15 protein-coding genes are annotated in these 14,527 nt (G+C 34.2%); 12 read left to right on the forward strand and 3 right to left on the reverse strand.

What is annotated here, in order from left to right; genetic code table 11:
* The first annotated feature begins 52 nt into the window (after positions 1–52).
* The 9 genes from HGP29_RS24870 (at position 53) to HGP29_RS24910 (ending at position 7,871) form a co-directional block, all read left to right on the forward strand.
* A complete protein-coding gene (locus HGP29_RS24870; protein ID WP_168885171.1) occupies positions 53–2,473 on the forward strand; it encodes a TonB-dependent receptor in 2,421 nt (806 codons plus the stop codon).
* A gap of 7 nt (positions 2,474–2,480) precedes the next feature.
* The gene (locus tag HGP29_RS24875) at positions 2,481–3,164 is read left to right on the forward strand and encodes a hypothetical protein (protein WP_211093412.1); all 684 of its coding nucleotides are present in this window, start codon (positions 2,481–2,483) and stop codon (positions 3,162–3,164) included.
* Positions 3,165–3,173: 9 nt separating this feature from the next.
* A complete protein-coding gene (hisI, locus tag HGP29_RS24880) occupies positions 3,174–3,587 on the forward strand; it encodes a phosphoribosyl-AMP cyclohydrolase (protein WP_168885172.1) in 414 nt (137 codons plus the stop codon).
* On the forward strand, positions 3,588–4,259 hold the full coding sequence (folE, locus tag HGP29_RS24885; RefSeq protein WP_168885173.1) for a GTP cyclohydrolase I FolE: 672 nt from the start codon (positions 3,588–3,590) through the stop codon (positions 4,257–4,259). It abuts the gene before it with no gap.
* A 137-nt stretch (positions 4,260–4,396) separates the two neighbouring features.
* Positions 4,397–4,867, forward strand: a complete 471-nt coding sequence (locus tag HGP29_RS24890; protein WP_168885174.1) for a hypothetical protein — start codon at positions 4,397–4,399, stop codon at positions 4,865–4,867.
* Positions 4,868–4,872: 5 nt separating this feature from the next.
* Positions 4,873–5,364: a hypothetical protein gene (locus tag HGP29_RS24895; protein WP_168885175.1), complete on the forward strand. Its 492-nt coding sequence runs from the start codon at positions 4,873–4,875 to the stop codon at positions 5,362–5,364.
* Positions 5,365–5,516: 152 nt separating this feature from the next.
* Positions 5,517–6,530: a nicotinate-nucleotide--dimethylbenzimidazole phosphoribosyltransferase gene (cobT, locus tag HGP29_RS24900; protein WP_168885176.1), complete on the forward strand. Its 1,014-nt coding sequence runs from the start codon at positions 5,517–5,519 to the stop codon at positions 6,528–6,530.
* A 10-nt stretch (positions 6,531–6,540) separates the two neighbouring features.
* Positions 6,541–7,323: an adenosylcobinamide-GDP ribazoletransferase gene (cobS, locus tag HGP29_RS24905; RefSeq protein ID WP_168885177.1), complete on the forward strand. Its 783-nt coding sequence runs from the start codon at positions 6,541–6,543 to the stop codon at positions 7,321–7,323.
* Positions 7,308–7,871, forward strand: coding sequence for a histidine phosphatase family protein (locus tag HGP29_RS24910; RefSeq protein WP_168885178.1), 564 nt, complete (start codon positions 7,308–7,310; stop codon positions 7,869–7,871). Before cobS ends, HGP29_RS24910 begins: the two co-directional genes overlap by 16 nt.
* A 65-nt stretch (positions 7,872–7,936) precedes the next feature.
* Here HGP29_RS24910 and HGP29_RS24915 read toward each other — a convergent pair whose 3' ends face one another.
* From HGP29_RS24915 to HGP29_RS24925, 3 genes are all read right to left on the reverse strand, one after another.
* Positions 7,937–8,497: a TetR/AcrR family transcriptional regulator gene (locus tag HGP29_RS24915; protein ID WP_168885179.1), complete on the reverse strand. Its 561-nt coding sequence runs from the start codon at positions 8,495–8,497 to the stop codon at positions 7,937–7,939.
* An 84-nt stretch (positions 8,498–8,581) separates the two neighbouring features.
* Positions 8,582–9,142: a GNAT family N-acetyltransferase gene (locus HGP29_RS24920; protein ID WP_168885180.1), complete on the reverse strand. Its 561-nt coding sequence runs from the start codon at positions 9,140–9,142 to the stop codon at positions 8,582–8,584.
* Positions 9,143–9,326: 184 nt separating this feature from the next.
* Positions 9,327–10,154 carry an alpha/beta hydrolase family protein gene (locus HGP29_RS24925; protein ID WP_211093414.1) on the reverse strand — a complete coding sequence of 276 codons (828 nt, stop codon included), beginning with the start codon at positions 10,152–10,154 and terminating at the stop codon, positions 9,327–9,329.
* A gap of 93 nt (positions 10,155–10,247) precedes the next feature.
* Here HGP29_RS24925 and HGP29_RS24930 point away from each other — a divergent pair, with 93 nt between their 5' ends.
* From HGP29_RS24930 to HGP29_RS24940, 3 genes are all read left to right on the forward strand, one after another.
* Positions 10,248–11,321, forward strand: coding sequence for a sensor histidine kinase (locus HGP29_RS24930; protein WP_168885181.1), 1,074 nt, complete (start codon positions 10,248–10,250; stop codon positions 11,319–11,321).
* On the forward strand, positions 11,318–12,079 hold the full coding sequence (locus HGP29_RS24935; RefSeq protein ID WP_168885182.1) for a LytR/AlgR family response regulator transcription factor: 762 nt from the start codon (positions 11,318–11,320) through the stop codon (positions 12,077–12,079). Before HGP29_RS24930 ends, HGP29_RS24935 begins: the two co-directional genes overlap by 4 nt.
* Before the next feature lie 120 nt (positions 12,080–12,199).
* Entirely contained in the window at positions 12,200–14,524 is a 2,325-nt protein-coding gene (locus HGP29_RS24940; RefSeq protein ID WP_168885183.1) for a TonB-dependent receptor, read from the forward strand.
* Positions 14,525–14,527 lie beyond the last annotated feature (3 nt).

Below are 14,527 nucleotides of genomic sequence, written 5' to 3' on the forward strand. Positions count from 1 at the left end.
AAATATTTGTTGATAAATGATTCAATTAATAAATCATCCTAACACTTTTTTAATGAAAAAGCTACTTCTTCTTTTTCTCTTTCAACTTTCAAGTCTCCTTGTTTTCTCACAGGCTTCAGGCAATTGTGACTATAAATTGCAAGGAACAATCCTTGATATTGAAACAAAAGAAGCATTACCTTTTGTAGTTGTTAGTGTTAAAGGAACTAAGCATTATACTCTTACAGACAATGAGGGCAAGTTCCAATTAACTGGATTATGTGAGATCACCAATTGTTTAGAAATTACTTGTAATGGCTATTGTAACACCACATGTGATGCTACTTGTTCTGTGCATAAAGAGCACAAAAACAATTCTGTAATCTATTTAAAACCAGATGTTGTTGCTCTAAATGAGGTTACTGTAACAGATATAGAAGAAAAAACCGGTACTGTTAGTATTGCACAAGATCTAGTAGATAGACAATCACTCGCCCTTAACCCAACCCAAACATTAGCTTCTGCTATTACCAATATCGATGGAGTCACTTTTACTTCTACAGGTAATAATGTACAACTTCCTGTTATCCATGGATTGTACGGAAATAGGGTTCTAGTATTAAATAATGGCTTAAAACACGGCTTCCAGAATTGGGGATCAGACCATGCCCCTGAAATAGATATTACTTCAGCGAATAGCGTAACAGTGATCAAAGGAGCATCTGGTGTTCGTTATGGCCCTGAGGCATTAGGAGGAGCAATTGTAGTCGATGCAAACCCACTAAATTTTAATCGGCCACTACATATTGGTGCCGGAACGGGGTATCAAACCAATGGTAAAGGATATAATTTTAATACAGAAATAAGTGAAGGTTTTGATAACCTTAGCTATCATGTTGGAGGTAGTTATACTAGAATTGGTGATAGACATGCTCCTGATTACTCTTTAACGAATACAGGAAAAGAAGAAAAATCTTTCAACGCTGGATTAAAATATAAATTCGGGAATTTTGATGTTAAAGGATACTATAGTTTTATCGATCAGAACTTAGCACTATTAAGAGCTTCAGTTGCAGAAACTGGCGATTCTTTTATTAAGGCCATCAATTCTGATGTACCGCTTATTGTGCGTCCTTTTTCTTATGATATTAACGAACCAAATCAGTTAACTCAACATCACCTGCTCAAAGGTGAAGTAAATTGGTGGATTTCAGATGATGAAAAACTTACGTTTAGAGTTGGTCGACAAATCAATAAAAGAAAAGAGTTTGATGTAAGAAGAAATGCTGACCTTCCCATTATTGACCTTGACTTAACAACTTCAGATTATCAATTAGAATGGGATCATAAAAATTGGCTTCAATTAGATGGAATCATTGGAGCTCAGTTATTTACTCAGGATAACAACAACAACCCTGGTACAAATACTACAGCCTTTATTCCTAATTATAACACTACTAGAGTGAGTGGTTTTATCATTGAAAGTTTTCAACGAAATCAAAATACCTTTGAAATTGGTATTCGAGCTGATTATGAAAACAACAATGTAAGAGGTAGAGATATTTATCAAAATGTATTTAGAGATGAATACAGTTTTGTCAATGTCACTTCATCATTAGGATACATCCGTCAGATCAATGACAATACTACTTTCAGAACAAACTTGGGTACAGCATGGCGTACTCCAAATGTAGAAGAACTTTACAGCTTTGGTCAGCATGGATTTAAAATTACTTATGGTATGCTTCGATATGGTTTCGATGAAAATGGCAGCATAAATACCGATGAAGTAAAACCTTTAGCTGAAAGTAATGTAAAACCCGAAAAAGGATATAAGTGGATTAATGAACTAAAGCACCAAAGTGGTGATAATACTTATACGGTTACTGCTTATTCACATTACATCCAAAACTATGTATTTGAAAGACCTTTCGGAGTATTAGGGACTATCAGAGGTCCTATGCCAGGATTTATTTTTGATCAGGCAAATGCTGTTTTTATAGGAAGCGATTTCACATGGCAAAGACAGTGGTCTAATTCATTAACGGGCACATTTGGTATTAGCTACCTATGGTCACAAAATATTGAAGATAATGAACCTCTCATCAATCAGCCTCCAATTACAACACATTATGAACTGAATTGTAATTTGAAGCCATTTTGGATCGTTGAATCTTCTCATTTATCTCTTAGACCAAGTTTTACTTTCAAACAATTCCAAGCTCCAAGAACTGTTCCTCCAGAAGATATCATAGATGGAACAGTCGAAATAACTCCTACTTCAGAAATATTCGATTTTAAAGATGCACCAGAAGGATACTTCTTATTTGATATATCCTATGGATTTAAAATCAAGGATTTTACTGCCAACATCGCAGTTCATAATGTATTTAATACTCGTTACAGAAATTACCTCAACAGCATGAGGTACTTCGCAGACGAAATGGGAAGAAATTTCCTCTTCTCTATCAATTATAATTTCAACGCTAAATAAAAAACAAATGAAAACTTTAAGCATTTTCAAAAGAAGCAGTATTGCACTTTTTGCAATATCAACTTTCGCTTTTACAAGTTGTGATGACAGTGAAGATATTCCACCAGAAGAGCATGATCATGAGACCATCACAGATGTAAAATTAATTTTTACAAATACACAAGATGCTAATGATGTAGTAACTGCTTCTGCTCAAGATGAAGATGGTGAAGGTGTAAAACCTCTTGAAATCAAAGATGAGATTACATTAGATGCAAATAAGACTTATAAACTTACTTATGAGATCTTAAACACATTAGCACATGACCATGATGAACATGAAGAGGAGGAGGAAGAAGAAGAGCATCATGACGAAGAAGAACATGAAGAACATGGTGAAGATATCGGTGCTGAAATCTTAGAAGAAGATGATGAACACCAATTCTTCTATGCATTTACTGAAGGTGCTTTTTCAGACCCAACAGGAGACGGTAACATCGATAATGCTAGTGATCCAATCAACTATGATGATAAAGATGAAAACGATCTTCCTGTAGGTTTACAAACAACTTGGACTACTTCAGAGGCTTTAAACAGAGGTGAATTCAGAGTAAGATTAATGCACCAACCTAGTGGTCTTAAAACTGAAACATCTACTGCTGAAACTAGTGACCCAGATTTTGATTTAACTTTTGTATTAAATATCCAATAAGACATTACAATGCAAGACAGTTCAAAAATTGCATTAGAAGAGAAACTTATTCCCCAACTCCAATTTGAGAAGAGAGGTGGATTGTTACCCGTCATTGTACAGGAGTATGACTCCGGACAAATACTTATGTTGGGTTACGCCAATGAAGAGGCTTTTAACTATACTTTAAAAAGTAAAAAAGCCACTTTTTGGTCCACCTCTCGGAACGAATTATGGACCAAGGGAGAAACTTCTGGCAATTACCTTCAGATGAAAAACATTATGGTGGACTGTGATCAAGACGCTATTATCTATCAAGTAGAATTGATGGGTAGTGGCGTTTGTCATACATTCGATCAACAGGGCGAGAATAGAAAAGCATGCTTCTATAGAAGCTATGATATTGACGAAAAGAAATTGAAATTTATCGAAGGAATGGAGTAAATGAAAAAGAAAGAGAAATTAAAAATAGAAGCTGAGGGAGACAACCATATCATGACGAGTGTAGATACACCTATGCTACCCAATGCTTTTGAAAAAACAGACAAAGAAAAGATCGAAATCATTCAAGATTACTTTGCAGGTATTATGGAAACCTTAGGATTAGATTTATCAGATGATAGTCTTAAAGGAACCCCTTACCGATTTGCGAAAATGTATGTAAAAGAACTTTTCTCTGGCTTAGACCCTAAAAATAAACCTTCATTATCAGTATTCGACAACAAGTATCAGTACGATAAAATGCTGATTGAGAAAGATATTACCTTCTCTTCTGCATGTGAACACCATTTTTTACCAATTGTCGGAAAAGCACATATCGGCTATATTTCTTCAGGTAAAGTCATTGGTATATCAAAGATTAACAGAATAGTAGAATACTACGGCAAACGTCCTCAAGTACAAGAAAGAATGACTCTTCAGGTTTATAATGAACTGAAAGACGCTTTAAAGACGGAAGATATCATTGTTATTGTAGATGCTGAACACCTTTGTGTGTCTTCTCGAGGAGTAAAAGATAAAACCAGTTCAACTGTAACCTTAGAATATGGTGGAAAATTTAATGATATCGCTTTAAGAGATGAGTTCATTAAATTATTAGACTTAAAAATAAAATAAAAGAAGTTATTAGTGTTGATAAATGCATAATTCCATAATTTAAATGCGACACCATCGCAAAAACAAAATTTATTTATATATTTATCGCGAAAAATGGTCCGCTATGGATCATCTCAAAAACATCTAATTAATCTAAAATGGTAACTAAAGAACAAGTAGTAAGTGCCCAAAACGAATGGGGAGCAGGAGTAGTGAAAATCGGTTCACTAAAAGAGCAAAGAGCTGAATGTGAAGCTTTCGCCAATGAATTTCTTGATAAGCTTTACTCTTTTGAAGCTGGTCCTGTTTTGTTCAAACCTACAAAATGTGCTGTAGAGCAATTTAGACCAACAAAAGCTGAAGCTTTATCTTATTTTATTGCAGGTGAAGATCGTGCTTGTGCAGAAGACAAAGGTTTTGCAATTAACCCTTGGACAAAAGTAAGATTCGAGAATTCTGATATCATTCTTGAAGAAAATAGAGCTATTGCTATGGGTAACTACTTCTTTACTGATTTAGAGGGTAACGAAGCAAAAGTGGAATATACTTTTGGTTATAAAGTGAAAGATGGTGCCTTGAAAATTGATCTACACCATTCATCATTCCCATACAACCCAGTGGTTGCTTAATTAAAATGCAAAAACATCTATATTTTGTCTGTCCGACAGATCATCTAGAAACAATTATTGAAGCTACTTTTAAAGAAGAGAATTATTATTATTCATCTTTGGGTAATTCTGTCTCTTTTGAAAAAGATATTATCAGTGAAATCAATGACGTTATTGAAACCAATAATATCAAAGAAGTCACATTTATCCTGTCCAATACAAATAAGTTGATTTTGGATGCAATTCAGCATGAAAATCAGCCTTTAGTGAATGGGATGAAAAGGTTCTATTATGATGTAATCAGACAAAAAAGGCGAAATAAAGTGTTTTTAAAGAATACACATATTCCAATTATCTCTTACTTACTGGACAAAAAGGTAACTGAGTTGAAACCGAAGATAAACAAATGGCTTATTGAAGGAATTACAATCAACGCAAAAGTTTACCATAGAGAAAAAGGGATATTTAATGAGGTCAATCAAGACCTGTTTAACATCAAATATTTTTCTATCAACTGATAGTCTTTTTTGATGAAAAACATATAACCCCTATCAGAATATTGTATGATTTTGATAGGGGTTTATTGTGTTCAAAAACCTATTTTTTATTGTATTCATTATCTATCTTTGACCTGTAAAAAATTCACAAACAACTCTCTCCAATGAAGATTATGGAAAACATTGAAAAACAACTTCAACAAAAAATTGACTTAAAAACTAAACCACTTGGAGCTTTGGGAATGCTCGAAAAACTAGCTTTTCAAATCGGAAAAATTCAAAATACATTAACCCCTAAATTATCAAAACCATCATTAGTGGTCTTTGCTGGAGATCATGGTATTGCAAAGAGTGGAGTAAGTGCCTACCCACAAGAAGTAACTTTTCAGATGGTACTAAACTTCTTAAATGGAGGTGCAGCAGTAAATGTTTTTAGCCAACAAAACCACTTCGATCTAAAAATCGTAGACGCTGGAGTCAACTTCGATTTTGAAGTAAACGATCAGCTTAAAAATGCTAAAGTTGGCAAGGGAACAAAAAATTTCCTTGAAGAAAAAGCCATGAGTAAAGAAGAGTTTGAAGCTTGTTTACAAAATGGAAAAGCTGTAGTAGAAGAAATGGCTCTGAAGGGTTCAAATGTCATTGGCTTTGGAGAGATGGGCATTGGAAACACGTCGTCATCCGCCATGATAATGAGTAGTCTACTAGACCTACCAATAGAAAAATGTGTTGGAAGAGGAACAGGTGTAGACGATGAACAATTAAAAAATAAGATTGATATCCTACAGAAAGCAAAAGACTTTCATGGTCCAATAAACTCTGCAGAGGAAGTAATGGCTACTTTTGGTGGTTTTGAAATGGCACAAATGTGTGGTGCTATGCTTGAAGCATATGAACAAAATATGATCATCTTGGTAGATGGCTTTATTGCCTCAAATACATTTTTAGTAGCCTATAAAATGAACCCTGCCATTATTCATAATGCTATTTTCTGTCATTTATCTAATGAGAGTGGTCACAAAGTGCTTCTTGATGAATTGAATGTCTCTCCTATTCTGAATTTAGGAATGAGACTAGGCGAAGGAACAGGATGTACAGTTGCTTATCCAATTATTGAAAGTGCCGTTAATTTCTTAAATGAAATGGCTAGCTTTGAAAGCGCTGGAGTAAGCGATAAAGAAAATTAATACTACGTTTATGAAAGAAGAAATCCGAATATTCTTCACATCACTAATGTTTTATACAAGGATACCGAGTCCTATTAAATTTGATTATGATCCCGATTATATCAATAAAGCCACTCGGTACTTTCCTTTAATAGGGTGGATCGTTGGTCTCATCTCTTTTGGTGTTTATTGGTTAAGCTCTATTCTCTTTGATACTTCTATCGCTGTCGTCTTTTCATTAATTGCAGGTGTTTTGACTACAGGTGCTTTTCATGAAGATGGACTGGCAGATGTAATGGATGGTTTTGGAGGAGGATGGATAAAAACCAAAATCCTAGAGATTATGAAAGACAGTCGAGTGGGTGCTTATGGAGCCATTGCTTTAGTGCTATTATTTTTGATAAAATACACTTCCCTTCTGTCATTATTTACAACATTAGAAAACCAACCTCCATACGTTATCGCCTTGTATTTTGTAAGCTATCATGCGTTAGGAAGGCTAACAGCTATTAATATCGTTTTTACTTCGGTTTACTCAAGAGAAGATGCTACCAGCAAAGTAAAACCTATTGCTAAACAGCATGGCTGGAAAGAAATCATTGGTGCATATTTCTTTGGTATCACTCCCTTATTTCTTCTTGGTCAATGGCATTTCTTTATTGTACTACTCCCATTATTTGTGACCTACCTTTATTCAAAAAAGTACTTCGAAAAATGGATTGATGGATATTCTGGAGATTGTCTTGGAGCGGTAGAGCAAATTGCAGAATGTGTGTCTCTATTAACTTTTATCTCAATATGGAAATTCATGTAATTCGACATACTCCTGTTGCTGTTCAGAAAGGTATTTGTTATGGACAACTAGATGTTGATGTAGCCGATACTTTTGTTGATGATGTCGGTAAAATTAGCATTCAACTTGATACAGATTACGACGCTATTTTTTGTAGTCCATTAAGTAGATGCCTAAAGTTATCAAAGGCACTTCATCTAGAAGGTGTAAGACTGGATAAGCGGTTAATGGAATTTGATTATGGAGATTGGGAAGGTAAAAAGTGGGAAGATATTCCACAGGAAAAACTTCAGCCTTGGATGGACGATTTTGTAAATCAAAAAATACCAAACGGAGAATCTTTAAGAGATATATTTCATAGAGTCGAAGAGTTTATCACTACCTTAAGAACTGCAGATTACAAGAAAGTTTTACTGGTGACTCATGGTGGTGTGATTCGATGTCTATGGGCTTCAATATTAGAAATACCTTTACAAAACCTATTTAAGGTTCCTGTCGGCTTTCATGAAAAATTTGTTTTCAATCTTGGTACAACCAAAGAACTGGATGGGATTATAAGAAAAGGATAAATAAAACCACAAGCGTTCACTGATAAGATCAAGAACTCTTGTGGTTTACTATTTTTAGTATCTGACTACAAAGTATTTTCTTCGATATAAGCGTTATATCTTTTTTTGAATTCAGCTTTTATTTCTCTCAAAGGATAGCCTTCAAAAGAGTAGATATAATTCATACCAATACCATCTAATTCAGAAATAAATTGATAACTGTATAATGTCTGTTTTTCAGCAGGTAACTCTTCAAAGAAATATTTAGTCTGCTCCAATAAAACAGAAAACCGCTCTTGAATTAGATCTGCTAAAACTAACCTTGTAGAAGGTTGAAACATAATATTTAGATACAACCTGAAGGATAACTTATCATGAACCATTGAATCAAAAGCCTGATCAATAAGAATATTTAATCTCTCGATTGGACGTAAAGTTCGATCTAATGATTTGTTCATCTCAACCACCTGATTCGTTGTTTTTTCAAAAATTGCTCTTAACAATCCATTTTTATTTTTGAAATGATGGAAAAGTAATCCATGAGATACCTTCGCTTTTTCACAAATTTCCGCTACAGGAGTTTTATCAAACCCCTTTTCTGAAAATAAGCTTTTGGCTACATCTATGATCTGTTCTTTTTTATCCATAGTTTAATCATTTTGATTGATTAATCGGTCAGTAGATAAGTTAAAACTCAATAACTAGAAAACCATATTTTATTTCCGAAAATGTTATTCGTCAAATTGTTCTGATGGATGACTCCATTGTTTCGGCTCTGAATAAGGACCTGAAATTGATGTTGATGATTCGATACCATCTAAACAACCTGGTGTTAATTCTCTTGCAAACCAGTTTTCTAATGGCATTTCTGATGCTACAGGAATATCAATTTTATGTGGAGTACTATATCTTCTTCCGTAATGATGCTTTTCACCTGCAACGAAAACTACGTCTGGCTTTAGCTCTGATTCAGCGATTTCCATAAGTTTTGTTGCAAATCCCTTACCTTGATGTCCCGGTAATACTGCTAATGGTGCTAACACATAACATTTTAAGTGTGGAGCTTGGTCAATTTTCATTGGAGTATAACAAGCATGACCAACGTCTTCGATGATAATTGAATAACTACCATCGTTAATCATATCTACTGCCAAATTGCCATAAAGTTTCGCATGTCTTTCATCGTAAATTCCACCCGCCTCTTTAAATGCTGTAAATTCGATATCGTATGCTAATTTTTTATGCTCTTCTGTTTGTGAATCTGTACGATAATTTAAAATTGTTTCTTTCATGGTAATAAAATTAAGTTTAAAACTGACTGACTATTCGGTCAGTTATTTTAAATTACGAGTTTAATTAAAATTAGGTTGATATAAAATAGAATCAATTGAGCTTTGTTAACTTAACGAATGAGACTTATAACACAGTTAATCAATGAACTACAATATCATTTAAGGCCCTTTTATTACCTCTAAGCTAACTTAAATAGATGGTTACCCACTGAGCAATCATTTTTCCTACATAATTAGAATATTTACTTTCTGTCAATAAATGATCTGCCCCATTCAGAGAAATAAAGCTTTTGGGATGATGTGCATATCCATAAATTTCTGCTGCATTCTTTATTTCGACGGTTGTGTCTTGTGGAGAGTGAAGAATAATGATAGGCTTTCTTAATGTATCCATTACCTCTTCCATGTTGGTATTTGTAATATCCTCTACAAATTGCTTTGAGATTGTAAAACCTCTCCCTCCTAACTGAACTAATGCTTTCCCTTTTTCTTTAATCTCATCAATACTGTGTTGAAAAAGGTGTTGAACATGATGAGGTGCCGATGGTGCTCCTACTGTGGCAATCGCGTCTATCGATTCAATTTTCTTTCCTGCGTAAATGGCTGCCGCTCCACCTAAAGAGTGTCCGATCATTAACTTGGGTGCTTCATATTCTTCACTTAGATACTCAGCAACATCTACCAAGTCTTGAATATTGGAAGAAAAGTCTGTTTCGCTAAACTCTCCACCACTTTGCCCAAGACCTGTGAAGTCAAAACGCAATACGGCAATTCCCATAGAGTTTAAAGCTTCGGCAATATTCACTACAGCATTTAAGTTTTTACTACAGGTAAAGCAATGAGCGAAAATTGCATAAGCTATTACTTCATTTTGTTCTGGTAGTTCTAATTTAGAAGAGAGCGTAATGCCCTTACTGTTTTTGATTTTAAGATTGATAGATTTCACTTGAGATAGTTTTTGGTTTGGTTCAATTAATATACACATAAACCATGGAGATCTTGATGCCTTCATGACCCTTTATTGTTTCGGGACTATAAATTAATTTGATTCAAATTAGAATCAGATTATTACTTTAATACGTCTTCTTTTAATTACTTTGAAAGTATGAATACTCTTAATGCTGAAAAATCACAACTTCGACAATTGGTAAAAATTGCCATCATGACTTCTCCTCTGATTGCTATTTATACCATAATGCCTATGATGCTGTTCATTTCTTCTTTACCTCAAACGGAGATTGTAGAAATGTATATTAGTCGCTTTAGTTACACCGTGATTTTTAAAGCACTGTTTTGGGTAAGTGTAGTTATTTTTATTCACTGGATGCTGAATATTTGGTTGTTTCATTTAATGGATCATCAATTAAAAAGAAGAATTCATCAGTACTGGAAGTATTTTATATCTTACTCCTTTATGTTTCTTGTAGTGATGATCATTCAAAAAAAGCGAGCTGAAATTAACCCCATTGATTTTGGGGCATTCAAGTACTACCCATTTATTGGGGCAACAGCCAACAATACTTTTATTCTGATTATGTATTGGCTAATTACTAGTAGATATGAAAAGGCAAAACTTGAATTAGATAAAACAAGGTTGGAACTCGCCCAATCCGTTACTCAGCAAGAACAACTAAAAAATAAGATACACCCTCATTTTATTTTCAATGCACTTAATACTCTCAAAATTTTAATCAAAAGAGAGCAGAAAACAGCAGAAGAGTATCTTGTAAGGCTTTCTGCCTACCTCCGATTCTCAATCACAGAAACATCAAAAGATCTTGCACTGATTAAAGATGAAATCGAATTCTGTCAGAACTATATTGAATTGCAAAAGATTCGTTTTGCAAATGCTATCGTCTTCGAAAATGACTTACCAAATACAGTTCAAAAAACAGCTTACTTGCCTGTTGTTACCCTACAGTCGTTAGCTGAAAATGCGATTAAACACAATGCATTTACTTCAAAAAATATTCTGAAAATACAGATTAAGCAAAATGAAGATCAATCGATTTCTTTTATCAATAATATTATTCCTAAAAGAAATAATGAAGCGACCACTGGTACAGGATTAGACAATCTAAAACAGAGATTTCAACTTCTTGGAATCGATACACCAACCATTCACAAGAATACACTGTCTAATCAATTTGAAGTAACCTTTAAGACGATAAACAAATGAGAATCGTAATTATCGAAGACGAATACTTAATGGCAGATGAGCTCGAATCTTTAATTCTAGACTATAGTCCCGAACATACTATTGAAGCAAAGCTGACAACCATTGATGAAACCATTGAGTACTTCAATCATCACCCTGAACCGGACCTTATCTTCTCTGATATCCAATTGGCAGATGGATTAAGTTTTGAAATCTTCCAAGAAATAGATAGTCATGCCCCTGTGGTATTTTGTACTGCTTATGATGAATATGCATTAGAAGCTTTTAAAGCCAACGGTATTGATTATATCTTAAAACCATTTGACAGTGATACAATCACTAAAACATTAGATAAAATACATCGACTGACAAAAACGAAGTCGGATAACGATACTACTTTTAAGCAAGTAATGAATGATCTTTCCAATAAGAACCAAGTAACAACCAAAACGAATATCCTTATTTTTAAAGGAGACAAGATCATCCCTATCAATACTTCTGATATTGCTCTTGTACAACTAGAAAATGGGGTGTCGTATCTCTATACTTTTGAGGAGAAAAAATATGCTACAGAACAAACATTAGACGCTTTGGAAAATGATTTGGGGCAAGATTTCTATAGAGTAAATCGTCAATTTTTAATCAATAGAAAAGCCATTCATCATGTATCTAAATACTTTGCAAGAAAACTTCTTGTTGAGGTAAAACTTGACACTGAAGAAAAAATTATTGTGAGTAAAGCAAAAAGCAGTGATTTTTTAAGATGGCTTCAAGCCTAGTTTTTATTTCACATAAAATAGGCTGTCCGTTTCATATGCAAAATTGTCCGCCTTACATAGATTTTCAACCTCTATAAAACAGCATTAGATAATATTTGTATAAATAATTAATCTATTTATATGAATTTCAAAGCTGTCTTACTCTTAACGTTTCTTCTCAGCTCATCTTTCTTATTTAGTCAATCAAAATATGCAATCAACGGACAAATAAAAGATGCTTCCAATGGAGAAGATTTACCTTATGCTACGGTAACCATTAAAGAATTGCCAGGTGTAGGTACTACTGCCAATCTTTATGGGTATTACTCATTGAGCATTGCAGAAGGGGATTATACCATCATATACCATTATGTAGGCTATGATAAAATTGAGCAAAAAATTAGTCTTACAAAAGATACCAATATAAGTATTGAACTAAATCCCACTGCTCAAAGTCTAGAGGAAGTTGTTATTACTGCGGAAAGGGAAGATCAAAATATTACTCAAAATGAAGGTAGTGTCACTAAACTAGATACAAAAGCGATAAAAGAATTACCCACATTTGGTGGTGAAGTAGATATCATTAAAGTGATGCAAACACAACCCGGAGTAAAAACTTCTGGAGAAGGAGGATCAGGTTTCTATGTTAGAGGTGGAGGCTTGGACCAAAACCTTGTATTACTTGATGAAGCACCGGTATACAACCCATCACATCTAATGGGCTTTTTCTCTGTTTTTAATGGTGATGCAATAAAAGGTGCTACCATGTACAAAGGTGGAATGATGCCTGAGTATGGTGGACGTACTTCTTCTGTTCTAGATATTAGGATGAAAGAGGGAAATGCAAAAGAATACAACGTTACTGGAGGAATTGGAACCATTGCTTCGAGACTTACCGTTGAAGGTCCTATTGTAAAAGACAAAGGCTCATTTATGGTTTCGGGTAGAAGAACCTATGCTGATTTATTTTTAGGATTATTAGACGACCCTGCCTACAAGAATTCAGACCTTTACTTTTATGATTTAAACCTTAAAGCGAATTATCGAATTTCAGATAAAGATAGAATTTTCTTATCAGGATACTTTGGTAATGACAAGTTCGGAATGAGCTCAGACATGGGGATCAATTATGGTAATATGACAGGTACGCTACGTTGGAATCATGTATTCTCAAGTAAAGTTTTCTCTAATACATCCATTATTTACAGCGATTACAATTATGAATTTGCTATCGGTGAAAATGAAGACCTTATCGCACTTGAATCGGTAATCAATGATATCAATATAAAACAAGACTTCACTTTCTTCGCCAGTAACAAGCATACGTTCAAATTCGGTTTAAACGCTATTCATCATACAATTCAGCCAGGTAATATATATGCGGGTGAAAACACTGGCATTAATTCACAACAACAAGCCAATCAATATGGTATTGAAGGAGCCGTATATATTCAAGATGAATTTAAGGTATCCAATCGTCTAAGTTTAAATTATGGTATCCGCTACTCACTGTTCCAAAAAATTGGTGAAGGATCAGAGTTTGAGTTCAACGATAAAGGAGAAGTCATTGGAATGAAAGAATACCAAGATGGAGATCTAATGCAATACTATGGTGGTTGGGAACCTAGACTATCTGCTAATTATTTATTGAATTCGGTCAGTTCAGTTAAGCTTGGATACAATAAAAACTACCAATACATGCACATGCTAACAAACTCTACTTCATCTTCACCTACAGATACATGGATTATGAGTTCAAATAATGTGAAGCCTCAGGAAGCTCAGCAAATTTCATTAGGCTACTTCCGTAATTTTAAAGACAACACTTTTGAAACATCGATCGAAACTTATTACAAAGACATGCAAAATGTCATTGATTATAAGACGGGAGCTAATGTTTTTCAGAATGAATATTATGAAGGTGATTTAGTATATGGTATAGGCCGAGCTTATGGTGTAGAAATGATGGTCAAAAAAAATAAAGGAAGGTTTACAGGTTGGGTAAGTTATACGCTATCAAGAACCGAACAACAATTTGATGAAATCAACCAAGGGCAATGGTTTGCTGCTAGACAAGATAGAACTCATGATATCAGCTTAGTGGGGATTTATAAGATCAACCCTAAATTAACCTTATCAGGAAACTTTATTTACTACACAGGTGATGCTGTGACTTTCCCTTCTGGAAGGTATGAGGTAGATGGCAAAATTGTTCCCTATTACACTGAAAGAAACGGATACAGAATGCCCGACTACCACCGTCTTGATTTAGCATTAACTTGGATAAGAAAGAAAACAGATAAGTTCGAATCCAGTTGGAATTTCTCGATCTACAATGTTTACGGTAGAGAGAATGCTTACATGATCAATTTTGAACCTAACGAAACTGATCCTACAAAAACAGAGGCTGTACAAACAGCATTATTTAAGTGGGTTCCATCAGTGACTTACAACTTTAAACTCTAAAAT

The organism is Flammeovirga agarivorans (assembly GCF_012641475.1).
In the GTDB taxonomy this organism is placed as follows: Bacteria; Bacteroidota; Bacteroidia; order Cytophagales; family Flammeovirgaceae; genus Flammeovirga; species Flammeovirga agarivorans.